Origin of the sequence: Ramlibacter sp. (assembly GCF_028292805.1) — a bacterium.
Lineage (GTDB): Bacteria > Pseudomonadota > Gammaproteobacteria > Burkholderiales > Burkholderiaceae_C > Ramlibacter.
Window position 1 is genome coordinate 1 of record NZ_JAQGLS010000302.1, and the last position, 20,798, is coordinate 20,798.

A 20,798-nucleotide genomic window follows, 5' to 3' on the forward strand; every position below is an offset into this window, starting at 1 on the left:
CGCGAAGCCAAGGTGGCGCAGATGTACTCGTCGATCCAGACCGGCAACAGCGTGGGCATGCAGACGTTGGACCAGAACCTGACCGACCTGGTCAAGCGCAACCAGATCAGCGCCGCCGAAGCCCGCGGCAAGGCCAAGATCCCCGAGAATTTCCCAGGCTGAGGACCCGATCATGGAACGCGACCAGGCAACGAAGTTCATCAACGATTTGTTGAAGTTGATGATCGGCCGCAATGGCAGCGATCTGTTCATCACATCGGATTTTCCGCCGGCGATCAAGGTCGACGGCAAGGTCACCAAGGTGTCGCCGCAGCCGCTGAACGCCTCGCACACGCTGGCGCTGGCCCGTTCCATCATGAACGACAAGCAGGCGGCCGAGTTCGAGCGCACCAAGGAGTGCAACTTCGCGATCGCGCCGCCCGGCGTCGGGCGATTTCGCGTCAATGCCTTCGTGCAGCAGTCCAAGGTCGGCATGGTGCTGCGGGTGATCCCCATGATCCTGCCCACCATCGACAAGCTGAACGTGCCGCAGGTGCTCAAGGAAGTGGTGATGTCCAAGCGCGGCCTGGTGGTGCTGGTGGGCGCCACCGGTTCGGGCAAGTCGACCACGCTGGCGGCGATGATCGACTGGCGCAACGAGCAAAGCTACGGCCACATCATCACCATCGAAGACCCGGTGGAGTTCGTGCACCCGCACAAGAACTGCGTGGTGACGCAGCGCGAGGTGGGGCTGGACACCGACAGCTGGGAGGCGGCCCTCAAGAACACCCTGCGGCAGGCGCCCGACGTGATCCTGATGGGCGAGATCCGCGACAAGGAAACGATGGAGCACGCCATCGCCTTCGCCGAGACCGGCCACCTGTGCATGGCCACGCTGCACGCCAACAGCGCCAACCAGGCGCTGGACCGGGTGATCAACTTCTTCCCGGAAGAGCGGCGGCCCCAGCTGCTGATGGACCTGTCGCTGAATCTGAAGGCCTTCATCTCGCAGCGGCTGGTGCCCAAGCAGGACGGCAAGGGGCGCGGCGCGGCGGTCGAGATCCTGCTGAACACGCCTCTGATCTCCGACCTGATCTTCAAGGGCGAGGTCTCCGAGATCAAGGAGATCATGAAGAAGAGCCGCAACCTGGGCATGCAGACCTTCGACCAGGCGCTGTTCGACATGTACGAGAGCAACATGATCACGTACGAGGACGCGCTGCGCAACGCCGACTCCGTCAACGACCTGCGTCTGCAGATCAAGCTGAACAGCCAGAGGGCGAAGTCGCAGGACCTGTCGGCCGGCACGGAACACCTGGCGATCGTTTGACCTGGTCATTCCCGCCTGCGCGGGATGACGATCGCTAGCGGCGCTGCTAAAGTCGCCGGCATGAGCAGCACCAACTTTCGCCCCTACGAAGCCACGCCCTCGCGCAAGGTCGCCTTCCTCGGCCTTGGCGTCATGGGCTTTCCCATGGCCGGCCACCTGGCGCTGGCCGGGCACCGCGTCACGGTCTACAACCGCAGCGCGGAAAAGCGGCTGGCCTGGTGCAAGGAATTCACCGGCGGCGCGGCGCCAACGCCGCGCGAAGCGGTGGCCGATTGCGACTTCGTGTTTTGCTGCGTCGGCAACGACGACGACCTGCGCTCGGTGGTGCTGGGCGAGCAGGGGGCTTTCGGCGGCATGAAGGGCGGCGCGGTGTTCGTGGACCACACCACCGCTTCGGCCGACGTGGCGCGCGAGCTGTCCGCGGAAGCTTCCAGGCGCGGCATCCAGTTCGTCGATGCGCCGGTGTCCGGCGGCCAGGCCGGCGCGCAGAACGGCCTGCTGACCGTGATGTGCGGCGGTGACGCGGCGGCCTTCGAAACCGCCAGGCCGGTGGCGATGGCGTTCTCGCGCGCGTTCACGCTGCTCGGCGCGAGCGGCGCCGGCCAGCTGGCCAAGATGGTCAACCAGATCGCGATCGCCGGACTGGTGCAAGGGCTGTCGGAAGCCATCGCCTTCGGCCAGAAGGCCGGGCTCGACATGGAGCAGGTGCTGGAGGTGATCGGCAAGGGCGCCGCGCAAAGCTGGCAGATGGACAACCGCGGCAAGACCATGATCGCCGGCAAGTTCGAGTTCGGCTTCGCCGTCGACTGGATGCGCAAGGACCTCGGGCTGGTGCTGGACGAAGCCAAGCGCAACGGCGCCCGGCTGCCGGTGACGGCGCTGGTCGACCAGTTCTACGCCGACCTCCAGGCGCTGGGCGGCAAGCGCTGGGACACGTCGAGCCTGATCTACCGGCTCAAGTGACTGCGCAGACGTGACAAGGGCCGCGCGAGCGGCCCTTTTGCATGGCGGCGCCTGGTCAGCGCACCGGCGAAGCCGTCGCGCCCGGTTCGGTGCGAAACGGTGCGCCGGACGCGGGGACCGGCGTCGGTGCGACGCTCGTGGTGGGCGCCGGCGCGCGCGGCATGTCGGCGTTGGCCGGCTCGAAGATCCGCACGACCTTTTGCACGCCGCCGATGCCGCGGGCGATCGAGGTGGCGCGCTCGGCTTCCCGGTCCGTCACGCGCCCCATCAGGTAGACCACGCCGCGCTCGGTCACCACCTTGAAAGCTTGCGCCTGCAGGTCCGAGGCGTCGACGAAGGATGCGCGGACCTTGCCGGTGATCAGCACGTCGCCGGAACGCGCCCCCAAGCCGGTCACCGGCATCACGGCCAGTTCGTTGACGATGCCGCGCACGTTGTCGATGCCGGCCACCACCTGCTCGGCGCGCTGGCGCGCCGCGTCGTTCGGCACTTCACCGGTCAGCAGCACCTGGCGGTTGTAGCTGGTGACGTTCAGGTGTGCGTTGTCGCCGAAGTTCTCGCGCAGCCGGACGGCGGCCCGCAGCTCGATCGCCTCGTCATCGAGCTGGGCGCCCGAGGTCCGGCGATCGGTGGCCATCAGCGCGGTGCCGGCGGCGCCAGCCACCAGCAGCGGGGCGCAGCCGGCGAGCGAGCCGGCCAGCAGCACGGCCGCGATGGAAACCAGCGAGAGGGAACGGATGGAATGCTTCATGTGGAGGTTTCCTGGTCACCCAGCAGTTGGGCGTCGACGCCGTCGCACAGGCAGTGCAGCACCAGGATATGCACTTCCTGGATGCGCGCCGTGCGTTCGTGCGGGACGCAGATATGCACGTCTGTCTCGCGCAGCAAGGCGGCCATCTTGCCGCCGCCGCGCCCGGTAAGAGCCACCACCGTCATCTCGCGCTCGTGGGCGGCCTCGATGGCCGCCAGCACGTTGGCCGAGTTGCCGCTGGTCGACAGCGCCAGCAGCACGTCGCCGGCCTGACCGAGCGCGCGCACCTGCTTGGAGAAGATGCGGGTGAAGTCGTAGTCGTTGCCGATCGCCGTCAGGATGGAGCTGTCCGTGGTCAGCGCGATGGCGCCGAGTTCGGGCCGCTCCCGTTCGAAGCGGCCGACGAACTCGGCCGAGAAGTGCTGCGCGTCGGCGGCCGAGCCGCCGTTGCCGCAAGCCAGCACCTTGCCGCCGCTGGTGACGCACGCGAGCATCGCCTGCACGCCTTGCGCGATCGGCTTGCTCAGGGTCTGCGCGGACTGGTATTTCAAATCCGCGCTGTCGATGAAGTGCTGCTGTATGCGTTGCTCGAGCATGGCAGGAGATGATACCCGGCGCGCCGGCGCCCTTGATGAAAGCTGTGTCAAGGCACTCATTCCCTGGTTACCGTCTGGGCCAGACGGATACCGATGCACAGGCAGATGTAGGCCTCGTCGCACGGCGCGGCCAACGAATGGACGACGCAAGCCACGACATGACCCCACAAGCACTGCCGCATGGGGCTGACCTCGCCGGGCCGCCAGCTCATTAATCTTGCACTGCTGGCGGAACACATCCCCAGGCAGGTCAAGTTCACAAATCAAGCTCTAGGAGAAGTTGCAATGGCTGTTCTGAAAAAAATCGCAGGTCTGGTGGTTGGTGCCTCTGCCGTCGCCGTCATCGGTGTCGCCATGGCACAGGGCGTGCCGCCCAACCCGTTCGTGACCAACCACGCCCTGGGCGCCGGCCAGCAAAGCACCCACCTCACCTCCATGGGGGAGACCGGTGTGCCAGGCTTTGTCGACCAGGTGCAAACCGCACAGATCGTGACCGTGCAGGAAGTCGCTGCCGCGCCGGCGGCTCCCGCCCCGGTGGCCCAGGCTCCGGCCCCCGCGCAGGAAGTCCAGCAGATGGGTGCTGCCCCGGCCCCCGCGGCTGAGCCGGCTCCCCAGCTGGTCGCCAAGGCCGACCGCGGTTAAGTCACAGTGATCGCTTCGCGCTAGGGCCCTCGGGTCCTAGCCGGCATCGAAGGCGCCCCGCATCCACTGGATGCCGGCGCCTTCGATGCTGATGACGTCGAAACGGCAGGGTGGCATCCGCCCCAGCCGCAGCAGATAGTGCTGCGCGGCAAAGACGATGCGTCTTTGCTTTTGCCAGCCGATGCTGCCGGCCGCGCCGCCGTAGCGCGCGCTGCCCCGCTTCCTCACCTCCACGAAGACCAGCGTTCCGTCCGGCTCGCGCATCACCAGGTCGATCTCGCCGCCGCCGCGCCCGGGCGTCCGATAATTGCGCGCCACCAGCCGCAACCCCTGCGCCCGCAGGTGGCGCAGTGCCTGGTCCTCGGCGGCATCGCCTTGTTCCTTGGTGCTCACGGCCCGGTTGGTCTTTCAGATGGAGTCTTCTTGAGCGCATCCTTCGCCCCCGCCCTCGCCGCCGCGCGCGAGGCGGCCTCGGCCCAGCATTATCCGCAGGGGGCCCTGTATGTCGTTGCCACGCCCATAGGCAACCTGGCGGACATCAGCCTGCGGGCGCTGCATGTGCTGCAGCTGGTGGACGTCATCGCCTGCGAGGACACCCGCCACACGCAGGCGTTGCTGCGCGCCTACGGCATCGACAAGCCTGCCGGCAGCTGGCTCAGCGTGCACCGCCACAACGAGGCGCAGGGCGCCCAGGAGGTGGTCGGGCGGCTGCAGCAAGGCCAGCGGGTGGCCTACGTCAGAGACTCCGGCAAGCCCGGCGTGAGCGATCCGGGCTCGCGGGTGGTGGCCGCGGCGCGGGCGGCCGGGCTGGGCGTGGTGCCGGTGCCGGGCGCCAGCAGCATCACGGCGCTGGTCAGCGCGGCCGGGGTGGCGGGCGAGGACAGCGGCTTCGTCTTTGCCGGCTTCCTGCCGGCCAAGGTCATGGAGCGGCAGCAGGCCGTTGCCACGCTGGCGCAGGAGCAGCGCGCGGTGCTGCTGCTGGAAGCGCCGCACCGCATCGCGGCTCTGGCCGATGCCCTGGCGGTGCTGGGCGAGCGGCCGGTCACCGTGGGGCGCGAGCTGACCAAGCAGTTCGAGGAAATCGCGACCGTGCCCTGCGCAGCCTTTTCCGCCTGGGTGGCCGGCTCGCCGCAACGCCTGCGCGGGGAATTCGCGCTGCTGCTGCACCCGCTGGCCCACGTCGCCGACGACCAGGAGCCGCTGCGCGTGCTGCGGCTGCTGCTGGCGGAGCTGCCGGTCAAGACCGCCGTGCGGCTGGCGGCGGAGATCACCGGGGCGCCGCGCAACGGGCTGTACCAGGCGGCGCTCGGGATGAAGCAGGAGGAGCCGGAGGAATGACGCGGGGCGGCGGTGCGCCCCCCGCTGCGCACCATTGAGGCGTCAGATCACCAGCGGATCCACGTCCACGGCCCAGCGGATCACGCCTTTGACCCGGGCCGCCTGCAGCACTGGCTGCCAAGCCCCCAGGAAAGCCTGCAAGGCCGGCCGCGAGCCGCTTTCCACCAGCAGCTGCGCCCGCTCCACGTTGGCAACACGCTGCACGCCCATCGGAACAGGGGCGTAGACAACGACCTGGCCGCTGGCGTCCAGCCCCTCGGCGGCCTGGGCCGCGACCGTCAGGAACTGCTGGGCCACTTGCTGCGTGCGGGCGTCGGCCCGCAGCAGCGCCTGGTAGGCGTAGGGTGGCATGGCGGCCTGTTGCCGCTCCTTGAGCTGCTGCGCAGCGAAGGCCGGGAAATCGTGCCGCTTGAGCGCGCCGAACAGGGGATGCTCGGGGTGCCAGGTCTGCACCCACATCTCGCTGGCCGCGGCATGCGCGGCGTCCCGGCCGGCCCGCCCGCCGGCTTGCATCAGCAGGCTGAACATGCGCTCGGGCGCGCGGAAGTCGCTGGAAAACAGCGCCGAATCCGGGTTCACCGCGGCCACCAGCGTGATGCTGCGGAAGTCGTGGCCCTTGGTCACCATCTGGGTGCCCACCAGCACGTCCACCTCGCCCGCATGCACCTGCGCCAGTTGTTCCTCCAGCGCGCCTTTGTGGCGCGTGCTGTCGGCGTCCATGCGGGCGATGCGCACCGGCCGGCCGCCCGGTCCCACGGCGTCGGCGAGCAGTTCCGCCAGCGTCTCTTCCAGCCGCTCGGTGCCGCGGCCCAGCGGTGCGATGTCGACGTTGCCGCACTTGGGGCAGGCGCGCGGCACCCGCTCGGTGAAGCCGCAGTGGTGGCAGCGCAAGCTGCGATCGATCTTGTGGAACACCCGAAAGGCGCTGCAGAAGCTGCATTCGCTGCGCCAGTCGCAGGCGCCGCAGGCCAGCACCGGGGCGTAGCCGCGTCGGTTCAGGAACACCAGCGACTGCTCGCCGCGGGCCACCCGCTCGCGGATCGCCGCCAGCAGCGGCCCGGAAAACACCGCCCGCTTGGGCTGGTGGTTCATGTTGACCAGCCGCACCGCCGGCAGCACGCCGGCGCCGATGCGGCTGGGCATGTCCAGCCGTCGGTAGCGCCCGCGCTCGCAGGCGTGCCAGCTCTCCAGCGAGGGGGTGGCCGATCCCAGCACCACCTTCGCATCCTCCAGCCGGCCGCGGTAGATGGCCAGGTCGCGGGCCGAGTAACGCGCGCCTTCCTGCTGTTTGTAGCTGGGGTCGTGCTCCTCGTCGACCACCAGCAGCCGCAGCCGCGGCAGCGAGGCGAACACCGCCATCCGCGTGCCCAGCACGATCCGGGCCTGGCCCAGGTGGCCGGCCAGCCAGCTGCGCAGCCGCTGCGGATTGGTCATGCCGCTGTGCAATGCCACCACCGCGTCTTCGCCGAAGCGCTCGACGAAGCGCGCCTGCAGCTGGGGCGTCAGGTTGATCTCGGGCACCAGCACCAGCGCCTGGCCGTGCGGTTCGCGCTCCAGCATCCGCTGCACGGCTTGCAGGTAAACCTCGGTCTTGCCGCTGCCGGTGGCGCCGAACAGCAGGAACGGGCCGGCATCGGCCTCGATGCTCCCCAGCGCCAGGGCCTGCTCCGCGGTCAGGGGCGGGGCGGCGCGGGTGGTCGGGGCCGCGCCGGCGTCCCGCACCCGCCGCAACCGGCGGGCCAGCTGGGTGGCGTCCAGGCCGCGCAGCTGCGGCGGCAAGGCGGCGAGCGCCACTTCTCCCAGGCTGCGCTGGTAATAGCTGGCTGAAAAAGTAACCAGGTCGCGCCATGCCTGCGACAGCGGCGGGATGCCGTCCAGCGGCCCCGCGATGGCCTTGATGCTGGCCGGATCCAGCAGGTTTTCCACTTCTGGCGGGCTGTCCCACACCACGCCGCAGACTTCGCGCCGGCCCAGCGGCACACGGACCAAGCAGCCGGCGGCGAGTGGCAACTCACTTCGATAGCTCAGCGCGGCGGCGACCGAACTGTGGGCGGGCGTCGGCACGACGACGGACAACGGATGGTCGGTTTTCACGTCGAGTTAGGGAATTTCTTTAAGGCTGCTCCGCGAAAACCCGGATAAGTCGTTGATTCCACTGGACTTTGCCTGCCACCTTGAAATGTGTGGATAACTTTGTTGATAGGACGTGCCAAGCGGCCGGCAAGCCCTGAAGAATCAAGCGCTTCCCCGCTGGCTCGGGAAAAAGTGCAGAACTTAATTCCCATTCAAATCAACGACTTACGGGTGCTATATTTTTTGCAGCAGGGGGCGGCGCCCAGCTGGCGCTTCATTGCGCCGCAACACGCCTTTTGTGCATAAGTCGAGGACGCCGGCCGGGCTTTTGCTCCGGTTGTCTGCTAGGGAACTCCCTGATGACGGCAGTTTCAAGCTTTGCCCGAAACCTGCGGGCGCATGGCGCGCGAATGCGTGTGGACCGCTTCGACCAGCGCCGCGACATGCTCGGGCGGCGTGAACTGGCTGATGCCGTGGCCCAGGTTGAAGATGTGCGTGGGGCCGGCGCCGGGGCCGGTGTGCGGCGTGCCGAAGGCTTCGAGCACCCGGCGCGCCTGCTGCGCAACCTGCGCCGGCGGCGCGAACAGCGCGGCCGGGTCGAGGTTGCCCTGCAGTGCCTTGGCGCCGCCCACCAGCGCGCGCGCGCGACCGAGGTTCACCGTCCAGTCGACCCCGAGCACTTCGCAATCGAGCGCGCCCATCTGCTCCAGCCAGAGCCCCCCGCCCTTGGTGAAGACCAGGCGCGGAATCACCTGGCCCTCGTGGCTGCGCTTGAGGCCGGCCAGCACCCGCTCGGTGTAGGCGAGGCTGAATTCCTGGAACGCGCCGTCGGCCAGCGCGCCGCCCCAGCTGTCGAACACCATCACGGCCTGGGCTCCGGCCTCGATCTGCGCGTTGAGGTAGCCGATGACGGCCTCGGCGTTCACGGCCAGGATGCGGTGCATCAGGTCAGGCCGGCTGTACAGCATGCTCTTGACGCCGCGCCAGTCGTCTTTGGAGCCGCTGCCTTCGACCATGTAGCAAGCCAGCGTCCAGGGGCTGCCGGAAAAACCGATGAGGGGCACCCGGCCCTTGAGCGCATGGCGGATCGAAGTCACCGCGTCGAAGACGTAGCGCAGCTGCTCCAGGTCGGGCACCGCCAGCCTCGCCACCGCCGCCTCGTCGCGCAGCGGTCGCGCCAGCTTCGGGCCTTCGCCCTCGGCGAAGCTCAGGCCCAGGCCCATCGCGTCCGGCACGGTGAGGATGTCGGAAAACAGGATCGCGGCGTCCAGGGGGAAGCGTTCCAGCGGCTGCAAGGTCACTTCGGTGGCGTAATCCACGTTGGTGGCCAGGCCCATGAAGCTGCCGGCGCGGGAGCGCGTGGCCTTGTATTCGGGCAGGTAGCGCCCGGCCTGCCGCATCAGCCACAAAGGGGTGTAGGGGGTGGCTTGCCGCAGGCAGGCGCGCAGAAAGGTGTCGTTGGCAAGCGGGGCGAAACTCATCCCCCGATTGTCGCAGGCCAGCTTTGGCCCCCGTCCATGATCCGCGCCGATCTGCAGCCACAGACATCTGGCGCCGATGGCGATCGCCTCGCATCGGCGGTCGGCGGGATGTCGGCGCTGCGGCGAAAGCAGTCCACCATGTCGATCTGCTCGCCGGCTCCGCCCGCAGTGACGCTGCGGGTGGCTTTTGCGGCCCGGGATTCTCCGGCGGGCCCGGTTTGATCGGCACGATCGGTTAGCCGTGCTCCTGCATGTACTTTGCGGCGAAGAAACGGGGCCGGTGCCACTGGAGCGACAGGCTCAGCACCGCGATGGAGCGGCAGGTGACCAGGATGCGGCGCAGCTGGGCGATGGTGCCCATGGGGCCAGTGGATGCACAAGCCCTGTCATTGCCGGCTCCAGGCCGGGATGCCGGCCGGGTCAGCTTTTGTACTTGATCGAGCAGCCGTAAGGCCGCGTGGTCGCCGCCGTGATCGGCTTGCCCGCCAACGCCTCGGCCAGGCCCTGCTTGACGTAGTTGGTGGCCTTGGCGATGTCGTCCTCGTTGCTGGACGCGATGCTGTCGATGCCGCCGGCGTAAACCAGCCGGCCTTGCGGATCGACGATGTACATGTGTGGCGTGGTGCGCGCGCCGTAGGCCTTGCCGGCCGTGCCGTCCTCGTCCATCAGCACCGCGGTGGGCTGTACCTTGCGTTCCTTTTGCCAAGCCACCAGCTTGGTCGGCTCGAGGTAGTCGGAGGCGGCCTTCTCGGTGGAGTTGACCGACAGCCAGACCACGCCCTTGGCGGCGGCGTCCTGCTGCGTGGCGGCCATGTTGCCGCTGTTGTAGTGCTTCCGCACGTACGGGCAGCCGGGGTTGGTCCACTCCAGCACCACGTATTTGCCGCGGTAGTCGCTCAGCTTGACGGCCTTGCCGCTGGCGTCTTTCAGTGCGATCTCGGGAGCGGGCTGGCCCACCGGCGGCGCGGCCTGGGCCGCGGCGACGAAGGCGAGGGCGGAGATGGCGAGCAGGGCACGGCGCAACATGGAGACCTCCTGGAGCGGCAACTACAGCTGGGAGATGGCGGCGCGCAGTTGCTGCACGCCCAGCACCTCGGACAACACCACGGGCGCGCGCCCCTGGCGATAGATCACGTACACCGGCACCCCGTTGCGTCCCAGCTGCGCCAGCGCCGCGCTGATGGCGGGATCGCGGCGCGTCCAGTCGGCCCGCAGCAGCGCGAAGTTGGCGGCGTCGAAATCGGACAGCACCCCGTCGTGGGCCAGCGTGGTCTTCTTGTTGAACTGGCAGGTGACGCACCAGGCGGCGGTGAAGTCGACGAACACCGGCTGGCCCGAAGCCAGCAGCTGGTCGACGCGGCCCGGCGTCCAAGCTTGCCAGCGGCTGGCGGCGACGGCCAGCGGCTGCTCCGGTGCCTGCCGGGTCAGCGCGCCCCCGGTGGCCCAGGCGACCAGCGCCAGCCCGGCGATCGCGACCGAGGCCAGTGCCATGCGGGTGCGGCCACGCAGCGTCAATGCCCAGGCCACCATGCTCAGCGCCACCAGCAGCGCCAGCAAGGCGCCGGCGCCGTCGATGCCGCTTTGCTGGCCGAGCACCCAGACCAGCCAGGCGACGGTGGCGAACATCGGGAAAGCCATCAGGCGGCGGAAGGTTTCCATCCACGGGCCGGGGCGCGGCAGCCAGCGCGCCACTGCCGGCACCCAGCTGGCCGCCAGGTAAGGCAAGGCCATGCCCAGGCCCAGCACCGCGAAGATCGCCAGTGCCTGCGCTGGCGGCAGGCCGACGGCCAGGCCGAGCGATGCGCCCATGAAAGGCGCGGTGCAAGGCGAGGCGATCGCCACCGCCAGCACCCCCGTCAAAAAGGAGTTGGCGACAGGATGGCGCGCCTCCAGCGTGGCCAGGCTGCTCGGAAGCACGGAGCGGAATTCGAACATGCCAGCCAGGTTCAGTGCGATCAGCGTGAACAGGGCCGCCAGCGCCGCCACCACGGCCGGCGACTGCAACTGGAAGCCCCAGCCCAGTTGTTCGCTGGCGGCGCGCAGCGACAGCATCAGCGCCGCCAGCGCCACGAACGACAGCACCACGCCGGCGGTATAGGCCAGGCCGGCGATGCGGTGGCCGCGGCGGTCGTCGGCATGGCGGGTGAAACCCACCACCTTGATCGCCAGCACCGGGAACACGCAAGGCATCAGGTTCAGGATCAGCCCGCCCAGCAAGGCGCCGAGCAGCGCCGCGGCGAATCCGATGGACGCGCCGTTGCTGCCAGCCGCCGCGGCGGCCACATTGGCGCGCAAGGCCTGCTCCAGCGCTGGCGACACCGTGGCCGGCGCCGCCGCCTGCGGCCAGGTGCCAAGCACCTTGAGCTCGGCCCGCCAGCCCTGGCCGCCGTCGGCCACCACCACCGGCATCACGTTGGGGCTGGCGCTGCGCTGTGCGAACAGCGGCACGCGGGCCGTCCATTCGGCGCCGTGCCAGGCCTGGGTCCAGGCGGCACCCGGCTCGATCACTTCGCCGGTCTCGGGGAAGAACTCCAGCGTCTTGCCGCGCACGGCGACCGGCAGCCCTTGCACGCTGATGGCCAGGGCATTGCCGTCGATGCGGGCGGTGCTGCCTGGAATCGTGCCCGGCACCGCACGCGGCTGCGCCGCGAACGCCGCCTCGAAAGCCTGCGCGCTGCCGGCCGTGGTGCTGCGCGTCGGCAGCTTGAGCGCGAATTCGCCTTCTTCGGGAATGCACTCTTCCTTGCACACCAGCCAGCTCGCCTTGAGCTTGACCTCCAGGTCATTGCCCAGCGAAGGCTTGAACTGCGGCGTGATCGTCAGCGGCACCGGCAGCAGCACCGTGTCTTCGTAGCCGTAGTTGGCCAATGGGCCGATCGGGATCTTCCTGGGCACCGGCCAGGCGATCTCGCCGGCCTCGACGCCCGGCGGCAGCGACCACGTCAGCTGCGTCGGCAGGCCGGAATCACCGGAGTTCTTCCAGTAGGTGTGCCACTTGGGCTGGTGGCTCAGTTGCAGCCCGACCCAGACCGTCTTGCCCGGATCGACGCCATCGGGCGCATGCGCCAGCAATTCGGCGCGCACGCGCTCGGTGACAACGGTGGATTTGGCAAAGCCCTGCGCGCCTGCGAGCAAGGGCAGGGCGGCGAGTGCGAGGCAGGCGGCAATGCGTGAAAAAGTCATTGCGCGGATGGAGCTCAGCGGGCGGTGGGAAGTTCCGGCCATTCAGGCGAATCCCAACACCACCCGCCTGGTGGTGGCGCTCTTCTTTTCGATCTTGGTGACGACCACCGCACCGATTTCCGCCGTGTTGGCCACGTGGGTGCCGCCGCAGGGCTGCAAGTCCAGCGGCCCGTCGACGCCGGCGATGCGGATGGTGCGGATCGAGCCGGTGCCGCGCGGGGGCTGCACCGACATGCTCTTGACCAGGGCCGGGTTGGCGTCCAGTTCTTGGTCGGTGATCGAGCCGACCTCCACCGCATGCGAGCCGGCGACCAGGCGGGCAATGCCGCTGGTGAGCGCCTCCTTGTCCAGGGGCTCGGTCATGTTGAAGTCCAGCCGCGCGTACTCGGGCGTGATCGAGCAGCCGTTCACCAGCTGCGGCACCAGGTGGCACAGCAAGTGGGTGGTGGTGTGAAAGCGCATCAGCTTGTGCCGGCGGTCCCAGGCCACGCGTGCCACCACCTGGTCGCCGGCCTGCATCAGCTCCAGCAGCGCTTCCTGGCCGGCGGCCGGGATGTGGACGATGCCCAGCGTTGCGCGGCCTTCGGCGTCCTTGCACTTGCGGGTGTCGGCGATCTGCAGCTTGTCGCCGTTGGCCAGCACCAGTGCGCCGGTGTCGCCGGCTTGCCCGCCGCCCAGCGGATAGAACACGGTCCGGTCCAGGACCAGCCCGTGTTCGGTGATGGCAACGATGGTGGCAGGCGTCTCCCGCAGGTAGGCGTCCTGGCGAAACAGCTCTTGGGTCATGCCCTCGATTGTCGCGCCAACGCCGGCGCAGCGCCGGCGCCGGGTAGCAAGCTCAGCTGCCCAGCAAGGCGGTCAGAACGAGGGTGGTGACCGAGGGGCCGCGGGTCGATTGGTCCAGCATCGCGACCACCGCCAGCGCCACGGAGGGCCAGAAGGCCTTGGCCCAGTCGGCGGGCTCCGGTGAGCGGGTGATGAGGCGAAGCGTTTCCATGCCTGAATCATTGCTTGGCGCCAGGCAACCGTCGTTCGGCGGATGCCGCGCCGCGGCACGGGCGGGCAGGCTGCGCGGCGGTCAGCCCGCATCCTACGGTCGCGTGCGCCCTCCTACGGCTGCGTGGGCCGCCCGTGTAGTCAAGGACGCTGGGGCAGCGGCAAGGCGGTCTTGGAGCGCACCTGCTTCAAGGCGAAGCTGGAGCGGATCTTCTCGATGCCGGGGATGGGCGTGAGCTGCTCCAGGATGAAGCGCTCCAGCGCGGGGATGTCCGCCAGCGCGACGCGAATCAGGTAGTCGCTGTCGCCCGTCATCAGGTAGCACTCCATTACTTGGTCGTGCTCGGCGATCCGCTGCTCGAACCGCGCCAGCGCCTCCTTGGTCTGCGCCTTGAGGCTGATGCTGATGAACACGTTCAGGCCCAGGCCCAGCAACTTGGCGTTGGCCAGCGCCACGTAGCGCTCGATCACCCCGGCCGCCTCCAGCGCCTTGACCCGCGCCAGGCAAGGCGAGGGTGACAAGTGGACCCGCCGGGCCAGCTCCACATTGGTCAGTGAGCCGTCCTGCTGCAACTGCCCCAAGATGCGAAAGTCGATGGCGTCCAGTTGCATTGTGTGCTGGAAAAACGCGAAGAGACGGCATTCTATGCTGCAGAAGATGGGGGCCGAACGGCATTCGACATCCTCTGCCGCGCCCGCGCGCCTAGAGTGCGAGGATGGCCGACCACATGAGCGATCCCGACCCAGCCGAAACCGCCGAATGGCGCGAAGCCTTCCAGTCGCTGGTGGTCGCGCATGGGCCGGCGCGGGCCCGCTTCGTCCTCGACCAACTGGCGGTGATGGCCCGCAGCCCGGCCGTCGGCTGGTCGCCGCAGCTGGTCACGCCTTACGTGAACACGATTCCAGTGGAGCGGCAACCGGCCTTTCCCGGCGACCTGGCACTGGAGGAGAAGCTGGCCTCGATCATGCGGTGGAATGCGCTGGCCATGGTGGCGCGCGCCAATGCGGCCTACGGCGAGCTGGGTGGCCACATCGCCAGCTATGCGAGCGCCGCCGACCTGTTCGAAGTGGGCTTCAACCACTTCTTCCGGGCCCGCAGCGAGCCTCTCGGGGCCGCCCCGAACGGCGGCCTTCCTCGGGGCGGCAGCGACCCACATCATGCGGGGGAGCGTGGGGAGCAGGGTCTCGATCACGGCGGCGACCTGGTGTTCTTCCAGCCGCACAGCGCACCGGGCGTTTACGCCCGCGCCTTCCTCGAAGGGCGGCTGAGCGAAGCCGACCTGGCGCACTACCGCCAGGAAATCACCGCGTCGGCGGACGGCGCCCGCGGGCTTTCCAGCTATCCGCATCCCTGGCTGATGCCCGACTTCTGGCAGTTCCCCACCGGTTCGATGGGTATCGGTCCGATCAGCTCGATCTACCACGCCCGCTTCATGCGCTACCTGACCCATCGGCAGCTGGTCAACTGCGATGGTCGAAAAGCCTGGGGTGTGTTCGGCGACGGCGAGATGGACGAGCCCGAAAGCATGAGCGCGCTGACGCTGGCCTCGCGCGAGAAGCTGGACAACCTGGTGTGGGTGGTCAACTGCAACCTGCAGCGCCTGGACGGGCCGGTGCGCGGCAACGGCCGCATCGTCGACGAGCTGGAAAAGCTGTTTCGCGGCGCCGGCTGGAACGTCGTCAAGCTGCTGTGGGGCAGCGACTGGGACGGCCTGTTTGCCCGCGACACCACCAATGCCTTGATCAAGGCCTTTGACCACACGGTCGATGGCCAGATGCAGACCTTCGCGGCCAAGGACGGCCGCTACAACCGCGAGCACTTCTTCGGCCAGGACCACGAACTCAAGCGACTGGCGCAAGGCATGACGGACGAACAGATCGACCGGCTCAAGCGCGGCGGCCACGACCTGGTGAAGATCCATGCCGCCTACGCCGCGGCGGCGCAGCACCGCGGTCAGCCGACGGTGATCCTGGCCCACACCAAAAAGGGCTACGGCATGGGCGCGGCCGGCCAGGGCAAGATGACCACGCACAGCCAGAAGAAGCTGGACGACGCGGCGCTGCTGGAATTTCGCAACCGATTCAACCTGCCGCTGTCGGACCAACAGGCGACCACGCTGGCCTTCCACAAACCGCCTGACGACAGCCCCGAGATGCGCTACCTGCACCAGCGGCGCGGCACGCTGGGCGGCTACCTGCCGCAGCGGCACACGGCATGCGATGTGGTGCCGGTGCCGGAGAATTCCAGCTACGCCCGGTTCGCGCTGCAAGCCGGTGGCAAGGAGATGTCGACCACGATGGCCTTCGTTCGCCTGCTCGGCACGCTGCTGAAAGACCCGCAACTCGGTCCGCGCATCGTACCGATCGTCGCCGACGAGGCCCGCACCTTCGGCATGGCCAACCTGTTCAAGCAGGTCGGCATCTATTCCAGCGCCGGCCAGAGCTACGAGCCGGAAGACATCGGGTCGGTGCTGTCGTACCGCGAGGCGCTGGACGGCCAGATCCTGGAGGAAGGCATCAGCGAGGCCGGCGCCATCGCCAGCTGGACGGCCGCCGCCACCAGCTACAGCGTGCATGGCCACGCGATGCTGCCGTTCTACATCTACTACTCGATGTTCGGCTTCCAGCGCGTGGGCGACGCCATCTGGGCCGCCGCCGACCAGCGCGCCCGGGGCTTCCTGCTGGGCGCGACCTCGGGCCGCACCACGCTGGGCGGCGAGGGCCTGCAGCACCAGGACGGCAGCAGCCACCTGGTGGCGGCGACCATCCCGAACTGCAAGGCCTACGATCCGGCTTTCGCCGGCGAGCTGGCGGTGATCGTGGACCACGGCATGCGCGAGATGCTGGTGGAGCAGCGCGACGTCTTCTACTACGTCACGCTGATGAACGAGAACTACGCCCAGCCCGACCTGCCGCCGCAGGCGCGCGAGGAAGTGATCAAGGGCTGCTACCGCTTCGCCCGCTACGGTGACGAGACCGCGCGCGAGCGCGTGACCTTGCTGGGCTCCGGCGCGATCCTGACCGAGGTGATCAAGGCGGCGCAGCAGCTGGCCGCTGACGGCATCGCCACCGAGGTCTTCAGCGTCACCAGCTGGAGCGAGCTGGCCCGGGACGGCATCGCCTGCGAGCAGCGGGCGATCGCCGGCGGGGACGACGGCGAGCAGTCGTTCGTGACCCGCCAGCTGGCCGGGCGCGGGCCGGTGATCGCCGCCAGCGACTACGTGCGCGCCGTTCCGGAAAGCATCCGCGCCTTCGTGCCCGCCGGCCGCCGCTACCTGAGCCTGGGCACCGACGGCTTCGGCCGCAGCGACACCCGGGCCGCGTTGCGCGGCTTCTTCGGTGTCGACGCCGCCAGCATCGCAAAGGCGGCGCAGCACGCGCTGCTGTCCTGAACCGGGGGCGGCTTAAGATGCCGCCCATGGCCAACGCCCCGCTCCCCTCCCGCTTCTGGGCCGACCTGCGCACCACCGACTTCGCGGCGCTCGATCCCGAGCGCACCGTCGCCGTGCTGCCGGTGGGCGCCACCGAGCAGCACGGGCCGCACCTGCCGCTGGCGGTGGACCAGGCGCTGGTCGACGGGATGATCGCGCAGTCGCTGCCGTACCTGCCGGCCGACCTGCCGGTGCTGGTGCTGCCCACCCAGCAAGTGGGCTACAGCCCCGAGCACACAGCGTTCGCCGGCACGCTGACGCTGTCCTGGAACACGGTGCTGGCCAGCTGGATCGAGCTGGGCGAATGCGTGGCCCGCAGCGGCGTCAGGAAGCTGCTGCTGTTCAACAGCCACGGCGGCCAGGCCAGCCTGCTGGACATCGCGGCGCGCGAGTTGCGCACCCGCTGCGGCCTGATCGTCTACGGCTGCAGCTGGTGGAACCTGCCGCTGGGGGACGCCGTCACTGGCCAGTTCACCCCCGAGGAACACCGCTTCGGGGTCCATGCCGGCGAGATCGAAACCTCCTTGATGCTGGCCTTGAGTCCGCAGCGGGTGCGGATGGACCAGGCGCAGGACTTTGCATCGACCTCCAGCGAGCGGGCCGGGCGCTATCCGGTGCTGGGCAACGGCCGCAGCGCCAAGCTGGGTTGGGCCATGCAGGACTACAACGGGCAGGGCGCGGCCGGCAACGCCGCCGGAGCCAGCGCGGACAAGGGCCGGCCCGTGCTCGAGGCCACCGGCCGCCAGCTCGCCTTGCTGCTGCAGGAAATCGCGGCGCTGCCCCTGGCCACGCTCCGGCCCGGTCCGGTGGGCTGACCGCACGGGTCCTACGGCAGCTTCGGGCGCCATCCGACCGCGCCCTTGCGCGCGCCGGGCCGATAGTTTCTCCTCGAAAAGGAGACCCTCATGCCCAAAGCGTGGAGTGCCAAGCGCGAACGCCAGTACGAACACATCAAGGAAGGCCTGGTCCAGCGCGGCAAGAAAACCGACACCGCCCAGGAGATCGCCGCCCGCACGGTGAACAAGGAGCGCGCCCAGCATGGGGAGGCGAAGAAGTCCAGCCCGCAGGCCAGGCGTGACACGCCGGCGCCGGTGCGCGGCGGCAAGCGCTCGCACGGCGGCGAAGGCGGCCGCACGCGCGACCAGCTCTATGAGGAAGCCAGGCGAAAAGGCATCTCGGGCCGCTCCAGCATGAACAAGGAGCAACTCCAGCGCGCCGTCGACCGCTGAGGGATAGCACTACGGTCGAGTTGGAGCCTGACGACACGGTTCGGATTTAATTCGCCGCCGTGTCGAACTTCACGGGGCCGCCGGGTGAAGCTGCCCCAGACTGCAAGCTCAGACTGAACCTCATGCGCTTTTCCTCCATTTTCCAGTTGCCATCGAACCAGCGTGCCGCCGTCGTGTTGCCGGTGTCGGTGCGGGTGGAGGCGGCGCCAACGCTGCAGGCGGCGGCGCCGCCGCAACAACAGCTGCCCGAGGCCCTGGACGAACGGGTCCGGCTGGTCGGCGAGTGGCAGTTCGGCGAAGCCTAGGCAGTCGCTAGCGGCCAAGACAAGGCCGCCCGCAGGCGGCCTTGAAACAGCCAGCCTCCTGGCTCAGCTGTTGCTGCGCGAGCCGCTGCCGTCGCTGCTGCCGGATGCAGCCTGGGCGCGCCGGTTGGCGCTGCGGGCTTGCCCGCCCTTGCGGCCGGCTTCGCGTGCTTCTTCCGAGGTGAACTCGTGGGCAGTGCCCTTTTCATGGGCGGCGCGACCACCCTCGCTGGCGATCTCGCGCTGGCGTTGCGGATCCATCGAGGCGAAGCCGCGGTTCGATTTGCCGCCCTGGGTACCCTGATTGTTGGAAGCCATGTGTCGATCTCCTTGCACAAAACAAAAGTGTTGGAACTGCATGTCCGGTCTGGGCCGTCCATGGACCGATTGAGCGTGCAGGAGTGCGGCACGCTCGTCAGGCGTGAATGGAGGCGGGTGTAGGAGCACCCCTACCCGGTTACGTCTTGAAGTGGGGCAACACTGCGCTTTTCAGCCGCGCGAACAGGGCTTGCTCAGGCTCGCCGACGCCCGCCAATGGCGCCGGATCGGCGCGCAGGCTGCCCAGCAGGCGGGCGAGTTGGGGGCCGGCGGGCGGGACCGGCCCCATGAACAGTACGCGCTGGCCATGTGCCACCAGCAGCGTGGGAAAGGTCTCGATGTCGACCTCTCCCATCGCCTGCGCGTGGTCCTCGACGTCGACCCAGGCGAAGCGCACGCCGGGCTGCGCGAGCGCTTCCCGCTCGAAGGCCGGCTGCCAGTCTCGGCACACGCCGCACCAGGCGGCACAGAGGCAGATCACCCACCAGGGCGCGTTGTCGGTCGTCACCCGGCCAGTCTAGCGGCAGGCGCTTGCGCCGGGCTTCAGGAGTAGCTCCCCCAGTCGTCGTACCCGGCCTGGTCCAGGTGCGGAATCGCGTTGTAGCCGACCATCATGTGGCGCTTGGGGGTGAACGCGAACTCGGTGACGGACGTGTTGCGGATGCGCAGCTTCGGCTCGATCGTCGTCTCGGGCGGGGTGAGCAGCACCTGCCCCACCGCGGCGGCGATCGGGCCGCCGCTGGTCACCGCGAGCACCTTGCCGTGGTAGTGGTTGGCGCGCACGTGGTCCATGGCGCCTGCCACGCCGGCGACGAAATCGGGGTAGGAGGGCATGCCGACCGGACTGGCGGTGCCCGCCATCCAGCGCCCGAGGCCGTCTCGCAGCAGGCGCAAGTGGTGCCGGTACATCTCGGGCGGAGTCGGTTTTCCAGCTTGTCCGGATGGACGGTGGCGATCACCGCCACGCTGCCGTACTCGTTCAAGCCGTGCCAGTCCAGATGCTCGCCGGCCCGATCCATGCCTTGCAGGATGCTGGCCAGAGTCTGCTTGCGCCACCGCAGGGTGCCGGCGATGAGGGCGTCAAAGCGGATGCCGCGGCGAGCGAAATACTCCCCGAGCCGGACGCTCTGGCGCTGGCCGAGGTCGCTCAGATTGTCATGGTCGGCCGCGCATGGCGATGCGCAGCAGCCGGTTGCGCGTTCCCATCAGCGGGTGCTCGCCGCCGGGGCAGGGCGCCAGGCCCGGCGTGGCGTCGCACCAGCCGCGCCTTGCTCCAGGCCGGCGGCCGCGATGACCAGGTGATCGATGCGCGGCCATGTCAGAGCAGCACCCGGCCATCCACGCAGGTGACGCAAGCGCCGCCGACCCAGATGACGCCGGCACCATCGCGCTCGATGTAGACCCGGCCGGCGCGGCCCAGGGCCGTGCCCTGGCCGGCGATGTAGCGCTCGGGCGCCAGGCCGGCGGCCATCAGCCACTGCGCCAGACCGGCGTTGAGGCTGCCGGTCACCGGGTCTTACGCCATGCCGTTGTTGCCGGGAAAGAACGCGCGCACTTCGAAGGCGCAGTCGTCACCCGCGGCGCGCGGGCCCACCACGCCGACCTTGCCGTGCGGGCCGACCACGCCGACGTCGAGCCCAGCCAGGATGGCGGCGTCGGGCTCGAGCGCCAGCACTTGCTGGGCGGACCGCAGCAGCACGCCACGCCAGTGGGGGCCGTTGTCGCACCAGGCGTGGTCGACGATGGCGTCGCGGGCGATGCCCAGCCCGCGGGCGATCAGCGCGACGTCCTGCTCCGGCAGCGGTCCGCTCTTTTGCAACGGCGGGGCGGCGAAGGCCAGGCGGCCACCACCCCGCCGCAGCTTCACCAGGCCGATGCCGCACTCCTGCACCACGTGTTCGCCCGCAGGCTTGCCGCCGGCTTCCAGCCAGGCGTGGCAGCTGCCCAGCGTCGGGTGGCCGGCGAACGGCAGCTCGCGCCCGGGGTAGAAGATGCGCACGCGATAGTCCGCCCCCGGCACTGTCGGGGGCAACAGGAAGGTGGCCTCCGACAGGTTGGTCCAGCGGGTGAAGTGCTGCATCTCCTCGGTGGAGAGGCCGGCGCCGTCCAGCACCACCGCCAGCGGGTTGCCGCGATAGGGAACGGCGGTGAAGACGTCGACTTGCTTGAACGGGCGCAAGTGCATG

The 20,798-nt window shown here is 69.1% G+C and carries 21 protein-coding genes and 3 pseudogenes; 9 read left to right on the forward strand and 15 right to left on the reverse strand.

Features of this window, described 5'->3' with window-relative positions; genetic code table 11:
• The 3 genes and pseudogenes from JWP65_RS18360 to JWP65_RS18370 form a co-directional block, all read left to right on the forward strand.
• A pseudogene (locus tag JWP65_RS18360) lies at positions 1 to 162 on the forward strand (twitching motility protein PilT); the annotation flags it as partial.
• 10 nt (positions 163 to 172) lie between these two features.
• Positions 173 to 1,309, forward strand: a complete 1,137-nt coding sequence (locus tag JWP65_RS18365) for a PilT/PilU family type 4a pilus ATPase (RefSeq protein WP_299766356.1) — start codon at positions 173 to 175, stop codon at positions 1,307 to 1,309.
• Between the two features lie 60 nt (positions 1,310 to 1,369).
• Positions 1,370 to 2,272, forward strand: a complete 903-nt coding sequence (locus JWP65_RS18370; RefSeq protein ID WP_299766358.1) for an NAD(P)-dependent oxidoreductase — start codon at positions 1,370 to 1,372, stop codon at positions 2,270 to 2,272.
• A gap of 55 nt (positions 2,273 to 2,327) precedes the next feature.
• Here JWP65_RS18370 and JWP65_RS18375 read toward each other — a convergent pair whose 3' ends face one another.
• Positions 2,328 to 3,023: a BON domain-containing protein gene (locus JWP65_RS18375; RefSeq protein ID WP_299766360.1), complete on the reverse strand. Its 696-nt coding sequence runs from the start codon at positions 3,021 to 3,023 to the stop codon at positions 2,328 to 2,330.
• Positions 3,020 to 3,619 carry a phosphoheptose isomerase gene (locus tag JWP65_RS18380; RefSeq protein WP_299766362.1) on the reverse strand — a complete coding sequence of 200 codons (600 nt, stop codon included), beginning with the start codon at positions 3,617 to 3,619 and terminating at the stop codon, positions 3,020 to 3,022. The genes JWP65_RS18375 and JWP65_RS18380 overlap by 4 nt, the downstream gene beginning before the upstream one ends.
• Positions 3,620 to 3,799: 180 nt before the next feature.
• On the opposite strand from JWP65_RS18380, the gene JWP65_RS18385 reads away from it, so the two are divergent.
• Positions 3,800 to 4,261, forward strand: a complete 462-nt coding sequence (locus JWP65_RS18385; protein ID WP_299766364.1) for a hypothetical protein — start codon at positions 3,800 to 3,802, stop codon at positions 4,259 to 4,261.
• Positions 4,262 to 4,297: 36 nt separating this feature from the next.
• Here the strand turns inward: JWP65_RS18385 and JWP65_RS18390 are convergent, their stop codons facing one another.
• The gene (locus JWP65_RS18390) at positions 4,298 to 4,654 is read right to left on the reverse strand and encodes a YraN family protein (protein ID WP_299766366.1); all 357 of its coding nucleotides are present in this window, start codon (positions 4,652 to 4,654) and stop codon (positions 4,298 to 4,300) included.
• Between the two features lie 30 nt (positions 4,655 to 4,684).
• Here JWP65_RS18390 and rsmI point away from each other — a divergent pair, with 30 nt between their 5' ends.
• On the forward strand, positions 4,685 to 5,599 hold the full coding sequence (gene rsmI, locus JWP65_RS18395) for a 16S rRNA (cytidine(1402)-2'-O)-methyltransferase (RefSeq protein ID WP_299766368.1): 915 nt from the start codon (positions 4,685 to 4,687) through the stop codon (positions 5,597 to 5,599).
• 42 nt (positions 5,600 to 5,641) lie between these two features.
• Here rsmI and priA read toward each other — a convergent pair whose 3' ends face one another.
• From priA to JWP65_RS18435, 8 genes are all read right to left on the reverse strand, one after another.
• Positions 5,642 to 7,693, reverse strand: coding sequence for a primosomal protein N' (gene priA / locus JWP65_RS18400; RefSeq protein WP_299766370.1), 2,052 nt, complete (start codon positions 7,691 to 7,693; stop codon positions 5,642 to 5,644).
• 350 nt (positions 7,694 to 8,043) lie between these two features.
• On the reverse strand, positions 8,044 to 9,153 hold the full coding sequence (hemE, locus tag JWP65_RS18405; RefSeq protein ID WP_299766372.1) for a uroporphyrinogen decarboxylase: 1,110 nt from the start codon (positions 9,151 to 9,153) through the stop codon (positions 8,044 to 8,046).
• A gap of 235 nt (positions 9,154 to 9,388) precedes the next feature.
• Complete coding sequence (locus JWP65_RS18410; RefSeq protein ID WP_299766374.1) at positions 9,389 to 9,514, reverse strand: hypothetical protein; 126 nt, start codon at positions 9,512 to 9,514, stop codon at positions 9,389 to 9,391.
• 59 nt (positions 9,515 to 9,573) lie between these two features.
• Complete coding sequence (locus JWP65_RS18415) at positions 9,574 to 10,179, reverse strand: thioredoxin family protein (RefSeq protein ID WP_299766376.1); 606 nt, start codon at positions 10,177 to 10,179, stop codon at positions 9,574 to 9,576.
• A 21-nt stretch (positions 10,180 to 10,200) separates the two neighbouring features.
• Positions 10,201 to 12,336, reverse strand: a complete 2,136-nt coding sequence (locus JWP65_RS18420) for a thioredoxin family protein (protein ID WP_299766378.1) — start codon at positions 12,334 to 12,336, stop codon at positions 10,201 to 10,203.
• Positions 12,337 to 12,378: 42 nt separating this feature from the next.
• On the reverse strand, positions 12,379 to 13,122 hold the full coding sequence (locus tag JWP65_RS18425; protein WP_299766380.1) for an alanyl-tRNA editing protein: 744 nt from the start codon (positions 13,120 to 13,122) through the stop codon (positions 12,379 to 12,381).
• Positions 13,123 to 13,174: 52 nt separating this feature from the next.
• A complete protein-coding gene (locus JWP65_RS18430; protein ID WP_299766382.1) occupies positions 13,175 to 13,333 on the reverse strand; it encodes a hypothetical protein in 159 nt (52 codons plus the stop codon).
• Between the two features lie 140 nt (positions 13,334 to 13,473).
• Complete coding sequence (locus tag JWP65_RS18435; protein ID WP_299766384.1) at positions 13,474 to 13,944, reverse strand: Lrp/AsnC family transcriptional regulator; 471 nt, start codon at positions 13,942 to 13,944, stop codon at positions 13,474 to 13,476.
• A 104-nt stretch (positions 13,945 to 14,048) separates the two neighbouring features.
• Between JWP65_RS18435 and aceE the strand changes: the two genes are divergently transcribed.
• The 4 genes from aceE to JWP65_RS18455 all read left to right on the forward strand — a co-directional run bounded on the left by aceE (position 14,049) and on the right by JWP65_RS18455 (position 18,297).
• Positions 14,049 to 16,724, forward strand: coding sequence for a pyruvate dehydrogenase (acetyl-transferring), homodimeric type (gene aceE, locus JWP65_RS18440; protein WP_299766386.1), 2,676 nt, complete (start codon positions 14,049 to 14,051; stop codon positions 16,722 to 16,724).
• Between the two features lie 26 nt (positions 16,725 to 16,750).
• On the forward strand, positions 16,751 to 17,578 hold the full coding sequence (locus tag JWP65_RS18445; protein WP_299766388.1) for a creatininase family protein: 828 nt from the start codon (positions 16,751 to 16,753) through the stop codon (positions 17,576 to 17,578).
• Positions 17,579 to 17,668: 90 nt separating this feature from the next.
• Positions 17,669 to 17,992, forward strand: coding sequence for a plasmid stabilization protein (locus tag JWP65_RS18450; protein ID WP_299766390.1), 324 nt, complete (start codon positions 17,669 to 17,671; stop codon positions 17,990 to 17,992).
• A gap of 122 nt (positions 17,993 to 18,114) precedes the next feature.
• Positions 18,115 to 18,297 (forward strand): hypothetical protein, encoded by a 183-nt coding sequence (locus tag JWP65_RS18455; RefSeq protein ID WP_299766392.1) that lies wholly within the window; start codon positions 18,115 to 18,117, stop codon positions 18,295 to 18,297.
• Positions 18,298 to 18,360: 63 nt separating this feature from the next.
• Here the strand turns inward: JWP65_RS18455 and JWP65_RS18460 are convergent, their stop codons facing one another.
• The 4 genes and pseudogenes from JWP65_RS18460 to JWP65_RS18475 all read right to left on the reverse strand — a co-directional run bounded on the left by JWP65_RS18460 (position 18,361) and on the right by JWP65_RS18475 (position 20,797).
• Positions 18,361 to 18,612, reverse strand: coding sequence for a KGG domain-containing protein (locus JWP65_RS18460; RefSeq protein ID WP_299766394.1), 252 nt, complete (start codon positions 18,610 to 18,612; stop codon positions 18,361 to 18,363).
• Positions 18,613 to 18,751: 139 nt separating this feature from the next.
• Positions 18,752 to 19,120 carry a co-chaperone YbbN gene (locus JWP65_RS18465; RefSeq protein WP_299766396.1) on the reverse strand — a complete coding sequence of 123 codons (369 nt, stop codon included), beginning with the start codon at positions 19,118 to 19,120 and terminating at the stop codon, positions 18,752 to 18,754.
• Between the two features lie 35 nt (positions 19,121 to 19,155).
• A pseudogene (locus JWP65_RS18470) lies at positions 19,156 to 19,763 on the reverse strand (histidine phosphatase family protein).
• Positions 19,764 to 19,930: 167 nt separating this feature from the next.
• A pseudogene (locus JWP65_RS18475) lies at positions 19,931 to 20,797 on the reverse strand (PhzF family phenazine biosynthesis protein).
• Position 20,798 lies beyond the last annotated feature (1 nt).

Excerpts from the sequence above, each read along its gene's own strand:
- JWP65_RS18425 (WP_299766380.1), bottom strand. The coding sequence starts at position 13,122 with ATGACCCAAGAGCTGTTTCGCCAGGACGCCTACCTGCGGGAGACGCCT.
- hemE (WP_299766372.1), bottom strand. The coding sequence starts at position 9,153 with ATGAGTTTCGCCCCGCTTGCCAACGACACCTTTCTGCGCGCCTGCCTG.
- JWP65_RS18430 (WP_299766382.1), bottom strand. The coding sequence starts at position 13,333 with ATGGAAACGCTTCGCCTCATCACCCGCTCACCGGAGCCCGCCGACTGG.
- JWP65_RS18460 (WP_299766394.1), bottom strand. The coding sequence starts at position 18,612 with ATGGCTTCCAACAATCAGGGTACCCAGGGCGGCAAATCGAACCGCGGC.
- aceE (WP_299766386.1), top strand. The coding sequence starts at position 14,049 with ATGGCCGACCACATGAGCGATCCCGACCCAGCCGAAACCGCCGAATGG.
- JWP65_RS18420 (WP_299766378.1), bottom strand. The coding sequence starts at position 12,336 with ATGACTTTTTCACGCATTGCCGCCTGCCTCGCACTCGCCGCCCTGCCC.
- JWP65_RS18455 (WP_299766392.1), top strand. The coding sequence starts at position 18,115 with ATGCGCTTTTCCTCCATTTTCCAGTTGCCATCGAACCAGCGTGCCGCC.
- JWP65_RS18385 (WP_299766364.1), top strand. The coding sequence starts at position 3,800 with ATGGGGCTGACCTCGCCGGGCCGCCAGCTCATTAATCTTGCACTGCTG.
- JWP65_RS18410 (WP_299766374.1), bottom strand. The coding sequence starts at position 9,514 with ATGGGCACCATCGCCCAGCTGCGCCGCATCCTGGTCACCTGCCGCTCC.
- JWP65_RS18375 (WP_299766360.1), bottom strand. The coding sequence starts at position 3,023 with ATGAAGCATTCCATCCGTTCCCTCTCGCTGGTTTCCATCGCGGCCGTG.
- JWP65_RS18365 (WP_299766356.1), top strand. The coding sequence starts at position 173 with ATGGAACGCGACCAGGCAACGAAGTTCATCAACGATTTGTTGAAGTTG.
- JWP65_RS18370 (WP_299766358.1), top strand. The coding sequence starts at position 1,370 with ATGAGCAGCACCAACTTTCGCCCCTACGAAGCCACGCCCTCGCGCAAG.
- JWP65_RS18415 (WP_299766376.1), bottom strand. The coding sequence starts at position 10,179 with ATGTTGCGCCGTGCCCTGCTCGCCATCTCCGCCCTCGCCTTCGTCGCC.
- JWP65_RS18435 (WP_299766384.1), bottom strand. The coding sequence starts at position 13,944 with ATGCAACTGGACGCCATCGACTTTCGCATCTTGGGGCAGTTGCAGCAG.
- JWP65_RS18450 (WP_299766390.1), top strand. The coding sequence starts at position 17,669 with ATGCCCAAAGCGTGGAGTGCCAAGCGCGAACGCCAGTACGAACACATC.
- JWP65_RS18380 (WP_299766362.1), bottom strand. The coding sequence starts at position 3,619 with ATGCTCGAGCAACGCATACAGCAGCACTTCATCGACAGCGCGGATTTG.
- JWP65_RS18445 (WP_299766388.1), top strand. The coding sequence starts at position 16,751 with ATGGCCAACGCCCCGCTCCCCTCCCGCTTCTGGGCCGACCTGCGCACC.